This window comes from Piscinibacter sp. XHJ-5 (genome assembly GCF_029855045.1).
Classification (GTDB): domain Bacteria; phylum Pseudomonadota; class Gammaproteobacteria; order Burkholderiales; family Burkholderiaceae_C; genus Albitalea.
This window is the reverse complement of record NZ_CP123228.1, coordinates 318,912-336,776: the sequence shown is the minus strand read 5'-3', so window position 1 is coordinate 336,776 and position 17,865 is coordinate 318,912. Positions and strand designations below refer to the sequence as shown.

General features: G+C 70.1%; 18 protein-coding genes. 14 read left to right on the top strand and 4 right to left on the bottom strand.

Going from position 1 to position 17,865, the window contains the following annotated elements; translation table 11 throughout:
- Positions 1-6: 6 nt before the first annotated feature.
- Positions 7-939: a hypothetical protein gene (locus P7V53_RS01580; protein WP_280153727.1), complete on the bottom strand. Its 933-nt coding sequence runs from the start codon at positions 937-939 to the stop codon at positions 7-9.
- 80 nt (positions 940-1,019) lie between these two features.
- On the opposite strand from P7V53_RS01580, the gene P7V53_RS01575 reads away from it, so the two are divergent.
- Positions 1,020-1,904 carry a DMT family transporter gene (locus P7V53_RS01575; protein WP_280153726.1) on the top strand — a complete coding sequence of 295 codons (885 nt, stop codon included), beginning with the start codon at positions 1,020-1,022 and terminating at the stop codon, positions 1,902-1,904.
- A gap of 4 nt (positions 1,905-1,908) precedes the next feature.
- On the opposite strand, the gene P7V53_RS01570 is transcribed toward P7V53_RS01575, so the two are convergent.
- Positions 1,909-2,751 (bottom strand): response regulator, encoded by an 843-nt coding sequence (locus P7V53_RS01570; RefSeq protein WP_280153725.1) that lies wholly within the window; start codon positions 2,749-2,751, stop codon positions 1,909-1,911.
- 112 nt (positions 2,752-2,863) lie between these two features.
- Here P7V53_RS01570 and P7V53_RS01565 point away from each other — a divergent pair, with 112 nt between their 5' ends.
- Together P7V53_RS01565 and P7V53_RS01560 are read left to right on the top strand one after the other, a co-directional pair.
- Positions 2,864-3,358 (top strand): glutathione peroxidase, encoded by a 495-nt coding sequence (locus tag P7V53_RS01565; RefSeq protein WP_280153724.1) that lies wholly within the window; start codon positions 2,864-2,866, stop codon positions 3,356-3,358.
- A gap of 4 nt (positions 3,359-3,362) precedes the next feature.
- Positions 3,363-4,556, top strand: a complete 1,194-nt coding sequence (locus tag P7V53_RS01560) for an amino acid aminotransferase (protein WP_280153723.1) — start codon at positions 3,363-3,365, stop codon at positions 4,554-4,556.
- An 18-nt stretch (positions 4,557-4,574) separates the two neighbouring features.
- On the opposite strand, the gene P7V53_RS01555 is transcribed toward P7V53_RS01560, so the two are convergent.
- A complete protein-coding gene (locus P7V53_RS01555; RefSeq protein ID WP_280153722.1) occupies positions 4,575-5,315 on the bottom strand; it encodes a glucose 1-dehydrogenase in 741 nt (246 codons plus the stop codon).
- A gap of 11 nt (positions 5,316-5,326) precedes the next feature.
- The gene (locus P7V53_RS01550; protein WP_280153721.1) at positions 5,327-6,787 is read right to left on the bottom strand and encodes an aldehyde dehydrogenase family protein; all 1,461 of its coding nucleotides are present in this window, start codon (positions 6,785-6,787) and stop codon (positions 5,327-5,329) included.
- Positions 6,788-6,853: 66 nt separating this feature from the next.
- Here P7V53_RS01550 and P7V53_RS01545 point away from each other — a divergent pair, with 66 nt between their 5' ends.
- The 11 genes from P7V53_RS01545 (at position 6,854) to P7V53_RS01495 (ending at position 17,850) form a co-directional block, all read left to right on the top strand.
- Complete coding sequence (locus P7V53_RS01545) at positions 6,854-7,804, top strand: ABC transporter permease (RefSeq protein ID WP_280156406.1); 951 nt, start codon at positions 6,854-6,856, stop codon at positions 7,802-7,804.
- On the top strand, positions 7,801-8,640 hold the full coding sequence (locus P7V53_RS01540) for an ABC transporter permease (RefSeq protein ID WP_280153720.1): 840 nt from the start codon (positions 7,801-7,803) through the stop codon (positions 8,638-8,640). The genes P7V53_RS01545 and P7V53_RS01540 overlap by 4 nt, the downstream gene beginning before the upstream one ends.
- Positions 8,637-9,611 carry an ABC transporter ATP-binding protein gene (locus P7V53_RS01535; RefSeq protein ID WP_280153719.1) on the top strand — a complete coding sequence of 325 codons (975 nt, stop codon included), beginning with the start codon at positions 8,637-8,639 and terminating at the stop codon, positions 9,609-9,611. The genes P7V53_RS01540 and P7V53_RS01535 overlap by 4 nt, the downstream gene beginning before the upstream one ends.
- A complete protein-coding gene (locus tag P7V53_RS01530; protein ID WP_280153718.1) occupies positions 9,608-10,441 on the top strand; it encodes an ATP-binding cassette domain-containing protein in 834 nt (277 codons plus the stop codon). The genes P7V53_RS01535 and P7V53_RS01530 overlap by 4 nt, the downstream gene beginning before the upstream one ends.
- Before the next feature lie 55 nt (positions 10,442-10,496).
- Complete coding sequence (locus P7V53_RS01525; protein ID WP_280153717.1) at positions 10,497-11,984, top strand: ABC transporter substrate-binding protein; 1,488 nt, start codon at positions 10,497-10,499, stop codon at positions 11,982-11,984.
- 4 nt (positions 11,985-11,988) lie between these two features.
- The gene (locus tag P7V53_RS01520; RefSeq protein WP_280153716.1) at positions 11,989-13,377 is read left to right on the top strand and encodes an amidase; all 1,389 of its coding nucleotides are present in this window, start codon (positions 11,989-11,991) and stop codon (positions 13,375-13,377) included.
- 27 nt (positions 13,378-13,404) lie between these two features.
- On the top strand, positions 13,405-14,739 hold the full coding sequence (locus P7V53_RS01515) for a tetratricopeptide repeat protein (RefSeq protein WP_280153715.1): 1,335 nt from the start codon (positions 13,405-13,407) through the stop codon (positions 14,737-14,739).
- 16 nt (positions 14,740-14,755) lie between these two features.
- A complete protein-coding gene (locus P7V53_RS01510; RefSeq protein WP_280153714.1) occupies positions 14,756-15,085 on the top strand; it encodes a DnaJ family domain-containing protein in 330 nt (109 codons plus the stop codon).
- Positions 15,086-15,194: 109 nt separating this feature from the next.
- Positions 15,195-16,604, top strand: a complete 1,410-nt coding sequence (locus P7V53_RS01505; RefSeq protein ID WP_280153713.1) for a histidine kinase — start codon at positions 15,195-15,197, stop codon at positions 16,602-16,604.
- Complete coding sequence (locus P7V53_RS01500; protein WP_280153712.1) at positions 16,601-17,032, top strand: hypothetical protein; 432 nt, start codon at positions 16,601-16,603, stop codon at positions 17,030-17,032. The genes P7V53_RS01505 and P7V53_RS01500 overlap by 4 nt, the downstream gene beginning before the upstream one ends.
- A complete protein-coding gene (locus tag P7V53_RS01495) occupies positions 17,029-17,850 on the top strand; it encodes a LytTR family DNA-binding domain-containing protein (RefSeq protein WP_280153711.1) in 822 nt (273 codons plus the stop codon). Before P7V53_RS01500 ends, P7V53_RS01495 begins: the two co-directional genes overlap by 4 nt.
- Positions 17,851-17,865 lie beyond the last annotated feature (15 nt).

Sequence of the window (17,865 nt, the reverse complement as noted above, 5' to 3'; positions counted from 1 at the left end):
CCCGGATCAGGCCGGTGCCGTCTCCTCGGCGGCGGCGGGCACGGGGACCTCGCCTGCGAGAGTGCTTTCGATGAATGCGCTCCAGGCCCGGCCGATCTTGCGGTAGCCGCCCTTCGTCAGGTGGATCTCGTTGACCCAATCGCCGCTGACGCCGGTCGCATCGGGCAAGGCGGCGTCGACCGGGATCGCCGTCGAGTCGAAGAAGTGCATGTTCGGGAAGCGCAGCGTGTCGGCTGCCGATCCCGCCAGCAGCGCGCCCAGCCGCGTCAGCAGCTCGCGGGCGACGACGATGCCGTCGTTGGCCGGCACCGCGTAGGCCTGGAGCGCCGGCAGCAGCCAGGGGCCGATTCCCAGGCCGGCGCCCGCCGGACGCGGCGTCGGAAAGGCGTACCCGTGCAGGAACACCGGCTGTCCCTTCGACGGCCCCTGCTCGCGCAGCTTGATCAGGTGATCGAGGTTGGCCTGCACGTAGCCGCAGAAGGTCTGCCAGCCGGCATCGCTGAGATAGCGCTGGGCGCCCAGCTCGGGTGGGCCCCGTTCCGCCTCGGTCAGCAGCAGCCGGCGCTCGGGCGGGACCGGCTCGCCCTGTGCATCGACGGAGGGCGATTGCACCGCCTCGATCAGGTCGTTGCCGCCGCAGGACATCAGGATCGCGTCCCAGAAGCGCGCCTGGCGCCCGCACAGCAGCTCGACGAAGTTGGGATCGGTGCCGATCTGCGACATGCGCTTGAGCGTGTCGCCCGGCGTCGCGCAATTGACGGCGCAAGCGCTGCGGCGGAACACCATCTCGAACAGCAGGTTCGAGTTCTTCAGCGGATTCAGCGTGCCGATCGAGAACCACGAATCGCCTTCGGCCAGGAAGCGAAAGCCGAAGCCGCCGAGGTCGGGCGCTTCGCTGGAAAACACCTGCCCCGGTTGAAAGACCTCGATCCTCGCCATGCCGCACCCCCTTTGCCGTGGAGCGAGACCATAGGCCGCCGGCACGGGTGCCGCAACCCCAAACAACGACAATGCGCGCCGTGTCGAAGATCCGCTCGCTGGCCCCCATCGTCTGCCTGATGTTCAACGCCCTCGTGTGGGGCACTTCGTGGTGGGCGTTCCGCCTGCTCGAGTCGCAGGCGCTGCATCCGCTGTGGGCAACGGTGTTCGTCTACGTGCTGGCGGTGGCCGTGATCGGCGTGCTGCGCCCGCGCGCCTTCGTGCAGGTCGCGACGACGCCGGCGCTGTGGGTCCTGATGCTGGCATCGGGCATCACGAATGCCGGCTTCAACTGGGCGGTCGTCATCGGCGACGTGGTGCGCGTCGTGCTCTTGTTCTATCTGATGCCGCTGTGGACGGTGCTGCTGGCCCGGCTGCTGCTGCACGAACCGCTGACGGCCGCGGCCGGCATCCGGGTGGCGATGGCGCTGGCGGGAGCGGCGATCGTGCTGTGGCCCGCCGGCCGCGGCCTGCCCCTGCCCGGCTCGCTGGCCGATTGGCTCGGGCTGCTCGGCGGCTTCTCGTTCGCGCTGAACAACGTGATGCTGCGGCGCGAAGCCCGCCGCCCCGAGGAAGGACGCGCGCTCGCGATGTTCGTCGGCGGCGTGCTGGTGGCGGGGACGCTGGCGACGACTCTGGCATCGCACGCCGCCGTGCCGTGGCCGCCGGGGCCCGCGCCCGGCTGGATCGTGGCCGCCTTCGGGCTGTCCCTCCTCTTCCTGCTCAGCAACCTGTCGCTGCAGTACGGCGCCTCGCGCCTGCCGGCCAACGTCACCTCGGTGGTGATGTTGAGCGAGGTGGTGTTCGCCTCGGTTTCGGCGATCGCCTTGGGCGGCGGGCGGCTCACGGCGCCCCTGCTGGTGGGCGGCGGGCTGATCGTCGCCGCGGCGCTGCTGTCGGCGCGAAGCGCTTCAGCAGCGCACTGACGCCTCAGGGCGCCGGCGGAGCCAGGCTCTTCTCGCGTGCCGCGAAGCCGGGGTCCAGCGTGCGCAGCGTGTCGTGCAGCTGCGGCTCGGTGAGCGGCTTGGTGAGGTAGGCGTCGCAGCCGGCCAGCGAACCGCGCACCCGATCGGTCTCCCCGGACAGGCCGGTGACGATCACCACCTTGGGCACGCCCTGGCGGGCGAAGACCACGTCCTGCTTGAGCTGCTGGCACACCGCCAAGCCGTCCAGACTGCCCGCCGGGCCCAGGCCCACGTCGAGGAAGACCAGCGCGAAGCGCTCGCGCCTCAGCAATTCGAGGGCCTCCTTGCCCTCCGCGGCGAGATGCACCCGGTAGCCCAGCTTCTGCAGCCGCACCTGCAGGAAGCGCCGGGCGATCGCACTGTCCTCGACGACCAGCACGTCGCGCCGCGAGCCGTCGCCCGCGACGTCGAGCCGGCCCAGCGCCGGCATGTTTCGCGGCGCCCCGACCGGCTCGCGTGCGGCCTCCAGCTCGCCGGGCGACGAGTGGCGCTGCTCGACCAGCGAATCCAGCTCGCGCAGGATCTGCATCGGATCGACGGGTCGCTTGAGCCACGCCATCGCGCCGTGCGGCGATTGCGCGCCGACGAACACCGTGTCGGACAGGCGCCCCGCCGCCTGCACGGCTTGCACCGAGCGGGCATGGTCGGCGTCGGCGATGACGAAGTCGCAGCGGTCGAGGCGGTCGACTTGCACATACGACGGCGTTCGCTGTGCCGCCAGGCGTAAGAACGAGGCGAGCGCGCCGCGCTCGAAGGTGCTGAAGCCCTGGAGGGCCACGGTGTACTGCTCGGACGGGCGCACGGCCATCGGGGCGGATCTCCGGTACGAGATGGTTTGGGGAAATCGTCGGGGGCGCACCGTGCGGCGTCAAGCATCGGCTTGCTACCATGGCCGGGTCAGTCCCACCCCGAGGCACGCCATGGCGACCAGCGTCTACGATTTCGAGGCCCTTTCGATCGAGGGCAAACCCGCCCACCTTTCTACACAGCGTGGAAAAGTGCTGCTGATCGTCAACACGGCGAGTGAATGCGGCTTCACGCCGCAGTTCGGCGGGCTGGAATCGCTGTGGGAGACCTACCGCGAGCGCGGCCTGGTGGTCGTGGGTTTCCCGAGCAACGAGTTCGGCGGCCAGGATCCCGGCTCGGACGAGCAGATCGCGTCGTTCTGCAGCCTCAACTACGGCGTGACCTTCCCGATGATGAGCAAGGTCCAGGTCAACGGCGCCCAGGCGCATCCGCTGTGGAAGTGGCTCACCTCGGAAGCCCCCGGTTTCCTCGGCAGCCAGGCCATCAAGTGGAACTTCACCAAGTTCCTCATCGGCCGCGACGGCCGTGTCCTCAAGCGCTACGCCCCGACCGACACGCCCGAGTCGATCAGGAAAGACATCGAAGCGGCCCTGGCCGAGAAGGCGTGAGCGCATGTTCCAGCACCTCGAGCCCTATGCCGGCGATCCCATCCTGTCGCTGAACGAGGCCTACGGCAACGACCCGCGGCCCCACAAGATCAACCTGTCGATCGGCATCTACTTCGACGATGCCGGGCACATCCCGGTGCTCGACTGCGTGCGCAAGGCCGAGGCGCAGCTGCTTGCCGAGGGCGCCGCCAAGCCGTACCTGCCGATCGAAGGTGCGCCGGCGTGCCGCCGGGCCGTGCAGCAGCTGCTGTTCGGCAACGACCACGAAGCGGTGAAGAGCAACCGCATCGCCACCTTGCAGACGGTCGGCTCCAGCGGCGGGCTCAAGGTCGGCGCCGACTTCCTCAAGCGCTGGTTCGCGGCCAGCGAGGTGTGGGTCAGCGATCCGACCTGGGACAACCACCGTGCGATGTTCGAAGGCGCCGGCCTCAAGGTGCACACGTACCCTTACTACGACGCCGCCACCGGCGGCCTCAAGTTCGACGCAATGCTGGCCACGCTGCGCACCCTGCCGGCGGGCAGCATCGTGCTGCTGCACGCCTGCTGCCACAACCCCACCGGCGTGGATCTCACCCGCCGCCAGTGGGAAGAGCTGATCCCGGTGCTGCGCGAGCGCGAGCTGCTGCCCTACCTGGACCTGGCCTACCAGGGCTACGGCGACGGCATCGCCGAGGACGCGTTCGCCGTGCGCTCGCTCGCCAGCGCCGGGCTGTCGTTCTTCATCGCCAACTCGTTCTCCAAGAGCATGAGCCTGTATGGCGAGCGGGCCGGCGCGCTCAGCGTGGTGTGCCCGAATGCCGACGAAGCGGAGCTCGTGCTCGGCCAGCTCAAGGCCACGGTGCGGCGCAACTACTCCAGCCCGCCGATCCACGCCGGCCTGGTGGTCGCGAAGGTGCTGTCCGAGCCCGCCCTGCGCGCCGCCTGGGAAGCCGACGTGGCCGCCATGCGCGCTCGCATCCTCGCGATGCGACGCAGCCTGCATGCGGTGCTGACCGCGAAGCTGCCCTCGCGCAACTTCGACTACTTCCTCACGCAGCGGGGAATGTTCAGCTACACCGGGCTCACGGCGACGCAGGTGGACCGGCTCCGCGAGGAGCATGCCGTGTACCTGGTGCGCTCGGGGCGGATGTGCGTGGCGGGGTTGAACACGAAGAATGTCGAGGCGACGGCGGTCGCGATGGCGGCGGTGCTGGCCTAGCCCGCCGCCACCGTCACCTCAAATACAGCGTCCGCCGTCGACCTCCATCGCCACGCCGGTGATCATCGACGCCTCGTCGCTGCACAGGAAGCACGCCGCATTCCCCAGATCCTCCGGGGTCGAGAACCGACCGATGGGGATCGTCGCCAGGAACTTCGCGCGCATCTGCGGCGTGTCCTCGCCGAGAAAGGTCTTCAGCAGCGGCGTGTCGCCCGCCACCGGATTGAGCGCATTCACGCGAATGCCGAAAGGCGCCAGCTCCACCGCCATCGCCCGCGTGGCCGTGATGACCCAGCCCTTGCTCGCGTTGTACCAGGCCAGGCGGGGCCGCGGGCTCACGCCGGCGGTGCTGGCGATGTTGAGGATCACGCCCTTCTTCTGCGCCTTGAAGCGCGGCACCGCTTCCTTCGCGGCGAGGTAGATCGACTTCACGTTGACCGCCAGGATGCGGTCGAACTCGTCCTCCGGCAGGTCTTCCAGCGGCTGCGGCAGGTGGCCGATGCCGGCGTTGTTGACCAGGACATCGAGCGCCCCGAAGCGCTCGACGGCCGCGTCGATCATCGACCTGGTGTCTTCGGCGCGCGCGACGTCGGTGCGGATCCATTGCGCGCCGGTGGCCTCGGCGACGCGTCTCGCGTTCGCCTCGTCGCGGTCGGCGATCAGCACCTTCGCGCCTTCGGCGATGAACTTGCGCACGATGCCTTCGCCGAAGCCGGAGCCGCCGCCCGTGACGATGGTGGATTTCCCTTGAAGTCTCATCGCAAGGTCCTTCAGCCGTGGTGGATGGCAACCGTCTTCAGACTCGAGAAGCCGTACAGCGCCTCGAAGCCCTTCTCGCGCCCGTGCCCCGAGCGCTTGACGCCGCCGAAGGGCAGCTCCACGCCGCCGCCGGCGCCGTAGTTGTTGATGAACACCTGGCCGCACTTCAGCGCCCGTGCCATGCGCAGCTGCCGGCCGCCGTCGCGGGTCCACACGCCGGCCACCAGCCCGTACGGCGTGCCGTTGGCGATGCGCACGGCGTCGGCTTCGCCTGAGAACGGAATGAGCACCTGCACCGGGCCGAAGATCTCCTCCTGCGCGAGCGCATGACGGTCGGGCACGCCGGCCACCAGCGCCGGACGCAGGTAGTAGCCGCCCGCCGGCGCGTCGCGCACCAGCTCGGCCTGCGCCGCGATCGCCAGCCCGCTGTCGCGCGCCAGGGCGAGGTAGTGCGACACGATCTCGTGCTGGCGCTGCGAAATCATCGGACCGACGTCCAGGTCGCTCAGGGCCGGTCCGACCCGCAGCGCGCGATAGCGCTCGGCCATGCGCGCAAGCACGGTGTCGTACACCGGCCGCTCGACCAGGATGCGCGACGCCGCGGAGCAGGTCTGGCCCGCGTTCTGCACGCCCGCGTTGACGAGGAAGGGCAGTGCCGCATCGAGGTCCGCATCGGCGAACACCACCTGCGGGCTCTTGCCGCCCAGCTCGAGCGTCACGGGGATCGTGTTCCTCGCGGCCGCCGCCTGCACCAGCGATCCGGTCGCGACCGAGCCGGTGAACGACAGGTGGTCGACGCCCGGATGCGCCGACAGCGCGGCCCCGGCTTCCTCGCCCAGCCCGGGCACGACATTGAGCGCGCCGGGCGGCAGTCCGGCCTCCTGGGCGATGCGCGCGAACGCCAGGACCGTGAGGCAGGCCTCCTCCGCCGGCTTGAGCACGCAGGCGTTGCCCATCGCCAGCGCCGCACCCACGCTGCGGCCGACGATCTGCATCGGGTAGTTCCAGGGCACGATGTGCCCGGTGACGCCGTGCGGCTCGCGCCAGGTGAGCGCCGTGAAACCGGCCTGGTAAGGCAGCGTCTGGCCGTGCACCTTGTCGGCCGCGCCACCGTAGAACTCGAGGTAGCGCGCCAGCGCCAGCGCGTCGGCGCGCCCCTGCTTCAGCGGCTTGCCGACGTCCAGCGCTTCCAGCCGCGCCAGCTCGTCGGCCTGCTCCAGCACGCGCCGGCCGATGGCGCCCAGCAAGCGGCCGCGCTCGGCAGCCGTCATGCGTCCCCAGGCGCCGCCTTCGAGTGCCGAGCGCGCGGCCTCGACTGCCGCATCGACGTCGCTGGCCGTGCCGCGTGCGATGTCCGCCAGCGGGCTGCCGTCGGACGGATTGACCAGCGTCAGCGTCTGGCCGCCGTGGGCCGCACGCCACTCGCCGCCGACGAGCACCTGGGTCGTGTCGAACGGAATGCCTGCGCCCATTCGTGTCTCCTGTGATTTGGGCCATGATATTCAGCCAGCGGCGCATGGTGCGCGCGGGGACATCCCATCAGCCTCTTCCTGCTCAAACGCTTCGCCACCTTCATCGCGACGCTGCTGGCCGCCTCGGCGGTGATCTTCGCGGTGCTCGATGTGCTGCCTGGCAACGTGGCGGAGGTGATGCTCGGCGAAAGCGCCACGCCCGAGTCGATGAAAGCCCTCAGCGCCAGGCTGGGCCTGGACCGTCCACCGCTCACGCGCTACGGCGACTGGATGGCCGGCCTGGCGCGCGGCGACATGGGCACCAGCGTGGCCTACGACACGCCGGTGCTCGACCTGGTGAAGGAGCGCCTGGCCGTCACGCTGCCGCTGGCCGTCATGGCGATGGCGCTGACGACGGTGGCGGCGCTGGCGCTCGGCGTCTACGCGGCGTCGCGCCACAACAAGCCCGGCGACGCCGGGGTGATGGTGCTGAGCCAGCTCGGCATCGCCGTGCCGACCTTCTGGTTCGCGATCCTGCTGGTGTGGCTGTTCGCGGTGAAGCTGCACTGGGTGTCCGCGGGCGGCTTTCCGGGCTGGGAAGACAGCCTCTGGGAAGGCGTGAAGGCGCTGCTGCTGCCCACCATCGCGCTGGCCGTGTTCCAGACTGCCATCCTGACGCGCATCACCCGCTCTGCCGTGCTCGAGGTCCTGCGCGAGGACTTCGTGCGCACCGCGCGCGCCAAGGGGTTGAGCCGGCGCCAGACGCTGTGGCGCCACGTGCTGCGCAACGCCTTCGTCGCCGTGCTGACCATCATGGGCCTGCAGTTCGCCAACCTGCTCGCCGGCACTGTCATCGTCGAGAGCGTGTTCAGCCTGCCGGGACTGGGCCGCCTCATCTTTCAGGCCATTCTCAACCGCGATCTGGTGGTGGTGCGCAACATCGTCATGCTGCTGGCGGCGGCAGTCATCGTCATCAACTTCGTCGTCGACGTGCTCTATGCGGTGATCGATCCGCGCTTGAGGGCGGCACACCGATGAGCTTCACCTTCACCGACCGCGCCATGCGGCACACCAGCTTCGTCATCGGCGGCGCGCTGGTTTTGCTTCTGTCGTTGGCCGCGCTGCTCTCGCTCGTGTGGACGCCGCATCCGGCCACCGACATCGACGTGTCGTCCAAGCTGCAGGGCCCGTCGGCCGCCCATTGGCTGGGCACCGACAGCCTCGGGCGCGACATCGTCTCGCAGCTCATCGTCGGCTCGCAGAACTCGATCGCGGTGGGCCTCATCGCGGTCGGCATCGGCATGGGCTTCGGTGTCTCGCTGGGCCTGCTCGCCGCGGCCCGCCGAGGCTGGGTCGAGGAGCTGGTGATGCGCCTGGCGGACTTCACCTTCGCGTTCCCGGCGCTGGTCACCGCCATCATGCTGACCGCCATCTACGGGGGCGGACTGTTCAACTCCATCCTCGCCATCGGCATCTTCAACATCCCGGTGTTCGCTCGCATCAGCCGCGCCGCCGCCAACGGCGTCTGGACACGCGACTACGTCACCGCCGCCCGCGCCTGCGGCAGGGGCACCTGGCACATCACCTTCGCGCATGTGCTGCCCAACATCGCGAGCGGTCTCATCGTGCAGGCCACGATCCAGTTCGCCAACGCGATCCTCGCCGAGGCGGCGCTGAGCTTTCTCGGGCTCGGCACCCAGCCGCCGCAGCCGTCGTGGGGGCGCATGCTGTTCGAGGCGCAGACGATGCTGTTCCAGGCGCCGCAGCTCGCCGTCTGGCCGGGGGTCGCCATCGCGCTGAGCGTGCTCGGACTCAACCTCATGGGCGACGGCTTGCGCGACCTGCTCGATCCGCGCCTGGCGAGGGCGAGATGACCGGGCCGCTGCTGGCCGTCCAGGGTCTGCGCGTTCGCCTGGACACCGCGCGCGGTCCCGCCGAAGCGCTGCGCGGCATCGACCTCACCATCGCCCGCGGCGAGACCGTGGGGCTGATCGGCGAGAGCGGCTGCGGCAAGTCGATGACGGCGCTCGCGCTGATCGGCCTGCTGCCCGATGGCGCCGCGACGAGCGGCAGCATCCGCTTCGACGGCCAGGAGCTGGTGGGCCTGCCCGACGCGCAGATGGGCCAGCTGCGCGGACGCCGCATCGCGATGATCTTCCAGGAGCCGATGACGGCGCTGAACCCGCTGCACACCGTGGGCGCGCAGGTGGCCGAGCCGCTGCGCCGGCACCTGGGCATGGGCGCGCGCGAAGCCCGCGCCGAGGCGCTGCGCCTGCTCGAGCGGGTGCGCCTGCCGCAGGCCGCGCAGCGGCTGGACGCCTATCCGCACCAGCTTTCCGGCGGCCAGCGGCAGCGCGTGATGATCGCCGCCGCGCTGGCCTGCGGGCCCGACCTGCTGATCGCCGACGAGCCGACCACCGCGCTCGACGTGACCATCCAGGCCGAGATCCTCGACCTGATCGCCGAGCTGGTGGCCGACAGCGGCATGGCGCTGCTGCTGATCAGCCACGACCTGGGCGTGATGGCGCGAAACGTCGAGCGCGTGATGGTGATGTACGGCGGCACCGTCGCCGAGAGCGGCCCCACCGGCAGCGTCTTCGAGCGGCTCGCGCACCCGTACACGCGAGGCCTGTTCGGCGCACGGCCTCGCCTGGGCGCGGCGCGTGGAGCCAAGCTCGCGACCATTCCCGGCCGCGTGCCCGAGCTGGTCGACATGCCGCGAGGCTGCCCCTTCGCCGATCGCTGCCATCGCGTGCTCGACGTGTGCCGCGAGCCGCCGCCAGCATTTCCGGTGCTGCCGGGGCATGAGGCGCGCTGCTTCAACATGGAGCCTCCGATCCAATGACCGAAGCGCCGCTGCTGGAGGTCGAGAACCTCGTGAAGGAGTACAGGCTCCCGCGCGAGAGCCTGCTGCAGCGCTCGCCGGTCGTGCACGCACTGCAGGGCGTGAGCTTCGCGCTGCAGCCGGGGCGCAGCCTGGGCATCGTGGGCGAATCGGGCTCGGGCAAGTCGACCCTGGCGCGCCTGGTGATGGCGCTCGAGCCGCCGACCGCCGGACGCGTCACGCTGCTCGGCCGCGACCTGCACCGACTGTCGCGCCACGAGCTGCGCGCCGCGCGGCGCGACTTCCAGATGGTGTTCCAGGACCCGTACGGCTCGCTCGACCCGCGCATGCGCGTCTCGGGCATCGTCGCCGAGCCGCTGCCGCGCATGCCCGCCGGCGAGCGGCGCCAGCGGGTGGGCGAAGCGCTCGATGCGGTCGGGCTGCGCGCCGCCGACGGTGACAAGTACCCACACGAGTTCTCCGGCGGCCAGCGGCAGCGCATCGCGATCGCCCGCGCGCTGATCACGCGACCGCGGCTCATCGTCGCCGACGAGCCGGTCAGCGCGCTCGACGTGTCGGTGCAGGCGCAGGTGCTGAACCTGCTGCAGGACCTGCGGGCGCAGTTCGGCGTCACCTACCTCTTCATCAGCCACGACCTCGCGGTGGTCGACCATGTCTGCGACGAGGTGGCGGTGATGCAGGCCGGGCGCATCGTCGAGCGCGGCTCGCCGGAGCGCCTGTTCCGACAGCCCGAGCATCCCTACACGCAGGCGCTGATCGCCGCGGTGCCGCAGCCGGGCGCATCCGCCATGCAGCGCCCGCGCCGCATCGGGTCTACGCTGAAGGCGTGAGCCGGGCGCTTCCAGTAGAGTCCCAACGACCCTTTCGCTGCAGGAGAAACCGACGATGAAGACGTCCCACAGCCTGATCGCCGCCCTGGTGCTCTCCGCCGTCGCGCTGGCGGCCGGGGCGCAGGCCCGCAAGGACAGCGTGGTGCTCGCCATGGTGCTCGAGCCGGCGCCCGGGCTCGATCCGACCACCGCCTCGGCGGCCGCGATCGGGGAGGTGGTCCACTACAACGTGCTGGAAGGCCTCACCCGCATCAACATGGACGGCAGCATCGTGCCTCTGCTGGCCGAAAGCTGGACGATCGACCCCGACGGCAAGGTCTACACCTTCAAGCTGCGCAAGGGCGTGAAGTACCACGACGGCGAGGCCTTCGACGCCAGCGACGTGAAGTTCAGCTTCGAGCGCGCCAAGGCGGAAGGCAGCACCAACAAGATGAAGAAGGCGGTGTTCGACAACATCAGCCGCATCGACACGCCCGACCCGCACACGGTGATCGTGGTGCTGAACAACGCCGACGGCAACTTCCTGTTCCGCATGGGCGAGAACCCGGCGGTGATCCTCGACCCGAAGAGCGCGGCCACCACCGCCACCAAGCCGGTCGGCACCGGGCCGTTCAAGTTCGACAGCTGGGCCAAGGGCTCGGCGATCACGCTGAGCAAGTGGGACGGCTATCGCAATGCGCCGGCGGTGAAGATGAAGAAGGTGACCTTCCGCTTCATCAACGATCCCGCGGCGCAGGTGGCGGCGCTGCTCGCCGGCGACATCGACGGCATGCCGCGCTTCGGCGCGCCGCAGAGCCTCAAGCAGTTCCAGGACGATCCACGCTTCGCGGTGGTCATCGGCGGCACCGAAGGCAAGACCATCGTCAGCATCAACCACAGGAAGAAGCCGTTCGACGACGTGCGCGTTCGCCGCGCACTGGCCGCGGCCATCGACCGCAAGGCGATCATGGATGGCGCGCAGGAAGGCTTCGGCGCGCCGATCGGCAGCCACATGGTGCCCAGCGACGCCGGCTACGTCGACCTGACCGCGCTCAATCCGTACAACCCGGAGAAGGCGAAGGCGCTGCTCAAGGAAGCCGGCGTGGCCACGCCGCTGAACGTCACGCTGACCTTGCCGCCGCCGCAGTACGCGCGCAAGGGCGGCGAGATCATCGCGTCGCAGCTCGCTAAGGTGGGCATCAACGCGAAGATCGAGAACGTCGAGTGGGCCCAATGGCTGTCCGGGCCGTTCAAGGGCAACTTCGACCTCACGGTCATCAGCCACGTGGAGCCGCTCGACTTCGACCGCTACGGCGATCCGAGCTACTACTGGGGCTACGACAACAAGGCCTACCGCGACCTGCTGGCCAAGTACAACAGCACCACCGACGCGAAGGGACGGCTGAAGCTGCTGGGCGACATCCAGAAGCACCTGGCCACCGACGCGGCCAACGTGTACCTGTTCCAGCTGCCGCAGTTCGCTGTGGGCAACAAGAAGCTGAAAGGACTGTGGAGCAGCTCGCCGATCTTCGCCAACGATCTGGCGGCGCTGAGCTGGCAGTGAGCCGATGGCTGCGCTGCATGACCTGAGTGCCGTCGAGCTGGTCGACGCCTACCGCCGCAAGACGCTGTCCCCGGTGGAGGTCACTCAGGCCATCCTGGCCCGCATCGAGGCGTGGGAGCCGCACCTGCAGGCCACCTACGCGCTCGATCCGCACGCGGCGATCGCGCAGGCCGAGGCATCGCAGGCGCGTTGGCTGCGCGACGCTCCACAAGGCCCGCTCGACGGCGTGCCGGCGATGATCAAGGAGAACATCGCGACGCGCGGCGTGCCCGTGCCGCTGGGCACCGCGGCCACCGTGCTGGTGCCGGCGCAGCGGGATGCACCGCCGGCGGCGCGGCTGCGCGAAGCCGGCGCCGTCATCCTCGGCAAGACGACCATGCCCGACTACGGCATGTTGTCCTCCGGCGTGTCGAGCTTCCATCCGCTGACGCGCAATCCCTGGGACCTGCGCCGCGGCCCCGGCGGCAGCAGCGCCGGCGCCGGCGCGGGCGTGGCCGCCGGCTACGGCCCGCTGCATGTCGGCACCGACATCGGCGGATCGGTGCGCCTGCCGGCGTGCTGGTGCGGCATCTTCACGCTCAAGCCGAGCCTCGGCCGCATCCCCATCCACCCCCCGTATGCAGGACGCGTGGCGGGGCCGATGACACGCACCGTCGAAGACGCGGCGCTGCTGATGAGCGTGCTGAGCCGCCCCGACGCGCGCGACACGATGAGCCTGCCATACCAGGACATCGCCTGGGGCCGGCTCGAGCGCGAGGTGCGCGGCTTGCGCCTCGGCCTGCAGCTCGATCCCGGCTGGGGCCTGCCGGTGGACGCCGAGGTACGCGCAGCCGTCGAGGCCGCGGCGCGCGCCTTCGAGGCTGCCGGTGCCATCGTCGAGCCGGTCGCCCCCTTCACCACCCGAGCGATGGCCGACGGCATGGACCGCTTCTGGCGCATGCGCTCGTGGATCGATCTCTCCGCGCTGCCCGAGGAACGGCGCGCCAAGGTGCTGCCCTTCATCGTCGAGTGGGCACGCGGCGGCGCGGGGCTGACCGGCGAGCAGGTGTTCGACGGCTACAGCCAGATGGGCGCCTTGCGCGAGGCCGCGGTTGCCGCCTGCGCGCCCTTCGACTACGTGCTGTCGCCGGTGGCGCCGATCTCCGCCTTCGAGGCCGAGCTGCCCGGACCCACCAACGATCCGGCGCGCTCGCTGGAGCACATCGCGTTCACGCTGCCGTACAACATGAGCGAGCAGCCCGCCGCGTCGATCAACTGCGGCTACACGGCCAGCGGCCTGCCGATCGGCCTGCAGATCGCCGGCCAGCGATTCGACGACCTCGGCGTCCTGCAGGTCGCGCGCGCCTGGGAGGGCCTGCGCCCCGCGCAGCGCCCGTGGCCCCAGCCGAACTGAACCACCACGGGGGCGCACTCGATGGGCATGCAGGACGCCCGCGGCAATCCCGTCGGCACGGCTTCGCCGCAAGCGCTGGCCCATGCCGAGACGGCGCTGTGGCGCATGGCGTCGTTCTTCGACGCTCCCCTCGCCGACATCGACGCCGCCATTGCCGCCGATCCGGGGTGGATGCTGCCGCACGTGATGCGCGCGAATTTTCTGCTGACGCTCACCGAGCCCGGCCTGCTGCCCGAAGCGCGCGAGGCGCTCGATCGGGCCGAGACGCTGGTCGCGCAGGCACCGCACCGCGAGCGCATCCACCTTGCGGCCGCGCGACGTTGCGCCGCGGGCGACTGGCAAGGCGCCTGCCGCGACTGGGACGCGCTGCTCCACGCTCATCCGCGCGACCTGCACGCGCTGCAGTGGGCGCATCTGTTCGATTTCTACCGCGGCGATGCGGCGCAGTTGCGGCGCCGCCCGCAACGCGTGCTGCCGGCGTGGGAGAACGACGACCCGCTGCGGCCCTACGTGCTCGGCATGCAGGCCTTCGGCCTCGAGGAGTGCGGCGCCTATGCCGAGGCGGAAGCGGCCGGCCGCGAGGCGGTGGCCGGCCGGGCGAAAGTGCCGTGGGCCACCCATGCCGTGGCCCACGTGATGGAGATGCAGGGGCGCTTCGAGGACGGCATCGACTGGCTGCGGGAGCGACAGGCCGATTGGGCCGAGGGCAACGGCTTTGCCGGTCACCATTGGTGGCATGCGGCGCTGTTCCAGATCGAGGGCCTGGACCTGGCCGGGGCGCTCGCCACCTACGACACGCATCTGAGCAGCGCCAATGTGCAGCTCACCTTGCAGCGGCTCGACGGCGTGGCGTTGCTGTGGCGCCTGCACCTGCTCGGCGCCGACGTCGGTGCGCGCTGGGAAGACGCCGCCGTCGGCTGGGACTGCGCGCCGCACGCGGTCGGCCATTCGGCCTTCAATGACGTGCATGCGCTGATGGTGATGCTCGGCCGCGGCCGTCTGGCCGAGGCCCGGGCCTGGCTGGATGCGGCCGAGCACCGGGCGCAGGCGGGCGGCGACGACAACGCCGCGATGGCGCGCCAGGTGGGACTGCCGCTGATGCGCGGCCTCCTCGCCTTCGAGCGTGGCGACTTCTCCGCCGCGGTCCGCGACATCGCCCCGGTGCGGGGCCAGGCCCATCGCTTCGGCGGCAGCCACGCCCAGCGCGACCTGATCACGCAAACCTTGTGGGCCGCCGCCGCGCGGGCCGGTGAATCGGCACTGTGCCGCGCGCTGCTGGCCGAGCGCCGGCAGCACAAGGCGCACACGCCATTGACCGGGCACTGGGCTCGGCAATGCGGATCGCGCGACAGTGACGCCTGACGCAGGAGACGCCGCCATGCCGACTCTCGACGAAGAAATCGCCCGCCATCTGCAGGAGAGCCTGGCGTCGGGCGAACTGCGCAGCGCGCGGGACTGGGGCCGCCCGCTCGACCTGGGCGACGGCTACGACGACACGCCGCCCGAGTTGCGCATGCCGTTCAAGGTTCTCAAGGACGCGGGCATGGTGCCGCACGAAGTGGAGATGATGCGCCGGGCCGCGGCCCTGAGGCGGGCGGCGGAGACGGCCGATCCGGGCACCGCCGAAGGCTTGCGGCGCGAACTCGCGGATCTGCAGCAGCAGATCGCCTTGCGGCTGGAGCACCTGCGGATCAGCGGAACGCTTTGACAGGGTTTGCCGCACCGGCTGTCCGCCTAGCGTGCAGCCTGTCCGGACCACGGTGCAATCCGTCGTGTCGCCCTGGAGGCACGCCCGCCGCCGGCCGTACAGTGCCCGCATGGCATCGACCTTCGACGTTTCCTCGGCATCGCGATCGGCCGCCGGCGGCATCGCAAGCTTCTTCTCGGCGATTCGCCGGGCGTTCATCGCCTACGCTCGCTGGCTGGACAGCATCACCTGGATGCGCTTCTTCCTGCTGTCGGTGCTGGCCATCATCGTCACCGGCATCCTGTCGGAGCTGCCGCCGTTCAATCTGCCGTGGGGACAGGACCGCACCGAGATCCGGACCGGCCAAGGCGACGGCAAGCGCGACAACGTGTCGATCGGCAAGGACGGCATCCACATCGAGGGTGTCAAGCGCGATGGCAAGTCGTATTCGATCAGCATCGACGAGAGCGGCGTGCACATCACGCCGAACGGGCCCGCCGCACCGGAGGCCGTGCCCAGCGTCCCGTCACCGCCGGCGCCGCCTGCCTCGGTGGTGCCACCACCACCGGCACCGCCGCCGCCCGGCCTCTCGGTCACGCCGAAGGAAGGCGTGACGATAGAGCTGCCCAAGAACGCCACCACCGACGAGATCAAGCAGGCCATAGAAGACGCCCAGGCCAAGCTCGAGGAAAAGATCGCCGAGGCGCAGAACGAGGTCGAGGAGGCCATCGCCGACGCCAAGCCGAAGGTGCGCACCATCCGGGCCTTCCGCCTGGGCGACCACATGGTCGGCTGGATGATGCTGTGGATCTTCTTCTCCATCATCGTGAAGATCATGGCTGCCGGCCGCTTCAAGGCCGAGGCGCAGGCGGTGCAGGCCACCGAGATCGCCGAATCGGAAGCGCTCAAGCGCCAGGTCGTCGAGGCCCGCATGGCGGCCATGCAGGCCCAGGTCGAGCCGCACTTCCTGTTCAACACGCTGGCGAGCATCGACCACCTGATCGAGACGGACCCGGCGCGCGCCTCGACCATGCAGAAGAACCTCATCGCCCTGCTGCGCGCCTCGATGCCGACGATGCGCGAGGCGAACGCACGGGGCACGCGGGACCTCGGCCGCGAGCTGGCGGTGATCCGGCCCTACCTCGAGATCCTGAAGGTGCGCATGGAGGAGCGGCTGCGGACCGACGTGCGCGTGCCGGACGGCCTGCTGTCGGCGGACTTCCCGCCGATGATGCTCCAGGGGCTGGTCGAGAACGCGATCAAGCACGGGTTGGAGCCCAAGGCCGAGGGCGGCACGCTGACCGTCAGCGCCGAGATCGTGCACGGCAAGCTGGCCGTCACCGTGGCCGACACCGGACTGGGCTTCGGCAAGGCGCCGACCGCGGGCACCGGCATCGGCCTGAACAACATCCGCGAGCGCCTGCAGCTGCTGTACGGCAGCAAGGCCAGCCTCACCGTCGCCGAGAACCCGGGCGGCGGCACCGCGGTCACCATCACCGTGCCGTACACCATGCATCACCACCAAGGAGAAGCCGCATGAACACGGGATCACTCCGGCGCGCACGCACGCCCGGCTGGGTGTGGGCCATCGTGGCGCTGTTCGCGGTCGCGCTGCTTGCCACCGTGTCGGTCGTCGGCTGGCTCTCGGGTTTCGAGATGACACCGGTGCACATCGTCATCGACGGCAGCGAGGCCCTGAGCTTCGACCTGGCGACGCTGACCGACGGCCACAAGGTCGCGATCGTCCTCGGCCTGCTGGCCGCGCTGCTGGTGGTGCTCGTCGTCGTGCCGGTCGCCCTGGTGGTCGGGCTGGCGGCGCTGGCGATCGGGCTGCTGTTCGGGCTCGGCGTTCCGCTGCTGGTCGGGCTGCTGCTGATGCTGCTCGCGCTGTCGCCGCTGCTGTTGCTGGTTGCCTTCGCCTGGTGGCTGTGGCGCCGCGCTTCGCCGCCTTCTAAGATGGCCGCATGACGCGCGCCCTCATTGCCGATGACGAACGCCTGATGCGCGAGCAGCTGCGCTCGCGACTGGGCGAGGTGTGGCCCGAGCTGGAGATCGTCGCCGAGGCGAAGAACGGCCTCGAGGCGGTCGAGCTCACCGAGAAGCACCATCCCGACCTGGTGTTCCTCGACATCCGGATGCCGGGGATGACGGGCGTCGACGCGGCGCGGCAGATCGCGCAGCTGCCCACCGATGAAGACGCCGGCGGCTGGCCCGGCTGCGAGATCGTCTTCATCACCGCCTACGACCAGTACGCGGTCGAGGCCTTCGAGCAGGGCGTCGTCGACTACGTGCTCAAGCCGGCCGAGCGCGAGCGGCTGCTGGTGACCGTGGGGCGCATCAAGAAGCGCATCGGCGAGCGCGCATTGCCGGACGCCGAGCCGCAGACGCTGCCCGCGCACACGCCCGACATGCAGCAGCTGCTGCAGAAGCTGGCGGCCCAGATCAATCCGAACACCGCCCCCAAGCTGAACTGGATCCAGGCCACCGTCGGTCAGCAAATCCAGATGATTCCGGTGGAAGACGTGCTCTTCTTCATCTCCGACGAGAAGTACACACGGGTGCAGACGGCCACGCTGGAGGCGCTGATCCGCAAGCCGATCAAGGAGCTGATCGAAGAGCTCGACATGAACCTGTTCTGGCAGATCCACCGCTCGACACTGGTCAACATCCGGGCGATCGCGGGCGTGAGCCGTGATCTGCGGGGAAGGCAGCTGGTCAGCGTGAAGGGGCATCCCGAGAAGCTGGAGGTGAGCCGCAGCTTCACGGGTTTGTTCAAGGGGATGTGAACCGCAGGTTCACGG

Coding starts and splice junctions, on each gene's coding strand:
- P7V53_RS01505 (WP_280153713.1), top strand. CDS start 15,195: ATGGCATCGACCTTCGACGTTTCCTCGGCATCGCGATCGGCCGCCGGC.
- P7V53_RS01530 (WP_280153718.1), top strand. CDS start 9,608: ATGACCGAAGCGCCGCTGCTGGAGGTCGAGAACCTCGTGAAGGAGTAC.
- P7V53_RS01540 (WP_280153720.1), top strand. CDS start 7,801: ATGAGCTTCACCTTCACCGACCGCGCCATGCGGCACACCAGCTTCGTC.
- P7V53_RS01525 (WP_280153717.1), top strand. CDS start 10,497: ATGAAGACGTCCCACAGCCTGATCGCCGCCCTGGTGCTCTCCGCCGTC.
- P7V53_RS01520 (WP_280153716.1), top strand. CDS start 11,989: ATGGCTGCGCTGCATGACCTGAGTGCCGTCGAGCTGGTCGACGCCTAC.
- P7V53_RS01565 (WP_280153724.1), top strand. CDS start 2,864: ATGGCGACCAGCGTCTACGATTTCGAGGCCCTTTCGATCGAGGGCAAA.
- P7V53_RS01550 (WP_280153721.1), bottom strand. CDS start 6,787: ATGGGCGCAGGCATTCCGTTCGACACGACCCAGGTGCTCGTCGGCGGC.
- P7V53_RS01570 (WP_280153725.1), bottom strand. CDS start 2,751: ATGGCCGTGCGCCCGTCCGAGCAGTACACCGTGGCCCTCCAGGGCTTC.
- P7V53_RS01555 (WP_280153722.1), bottom strand. CDS start 5,315: ATGAGACTTCAAGGGAAATCCACCATCGTCACGGGCGGCGGCTCCGGC.
- P7V53_RS01495 (WP_280153711.1), top strand. CDS start 17,029: ATGACGCGCGCCCTCATTGCCGATGACGAACGCCTGATGCGCGAGCAG.
- P7V53_RS01515 (WP_280153715.1), top strand. CDS start 13,405: ATGCAGGACGCCCGCGGCAATCCCGTCGGCACGGCTTCGCCGCAAGCG.
- P7V53_RS01500 (WP_280153712.1), top strand. CDS start 16,601: ATGAACACGGGATCACTCCGGCGCGCACGCACGCCCGGCTGGGTGTGG.
- P7V53_RS01560 (WP_280153723.1), top strand. CDS start 3,363: ATGTTCCAGCACCTCGAGCCCTATGCCGGCGATCCCATCCTGTCGCTG.
- P7V53_RS01580 (WP_280153727.1), bottom strand. CDS start 939: ATGGCGAGGATCGAGGTCTTTCAACCGGGGCAGGTGTTTTCCAGCGAA.
- P7V53_RS01535 (WP_280153719.1), top strand. CDS start 8,637: ATGACCGGGCCGCTGCTGGCCGTCCAGGGTCTGCGCGTTCGCCTGGAC.
- P7V53_RS01510 (WP_280153714.1), top strand. CDS start 14,756: ATGCCGACTCTCGACGAAGAAATCGCCCGCCATCTGCAGGAGAGCCTG.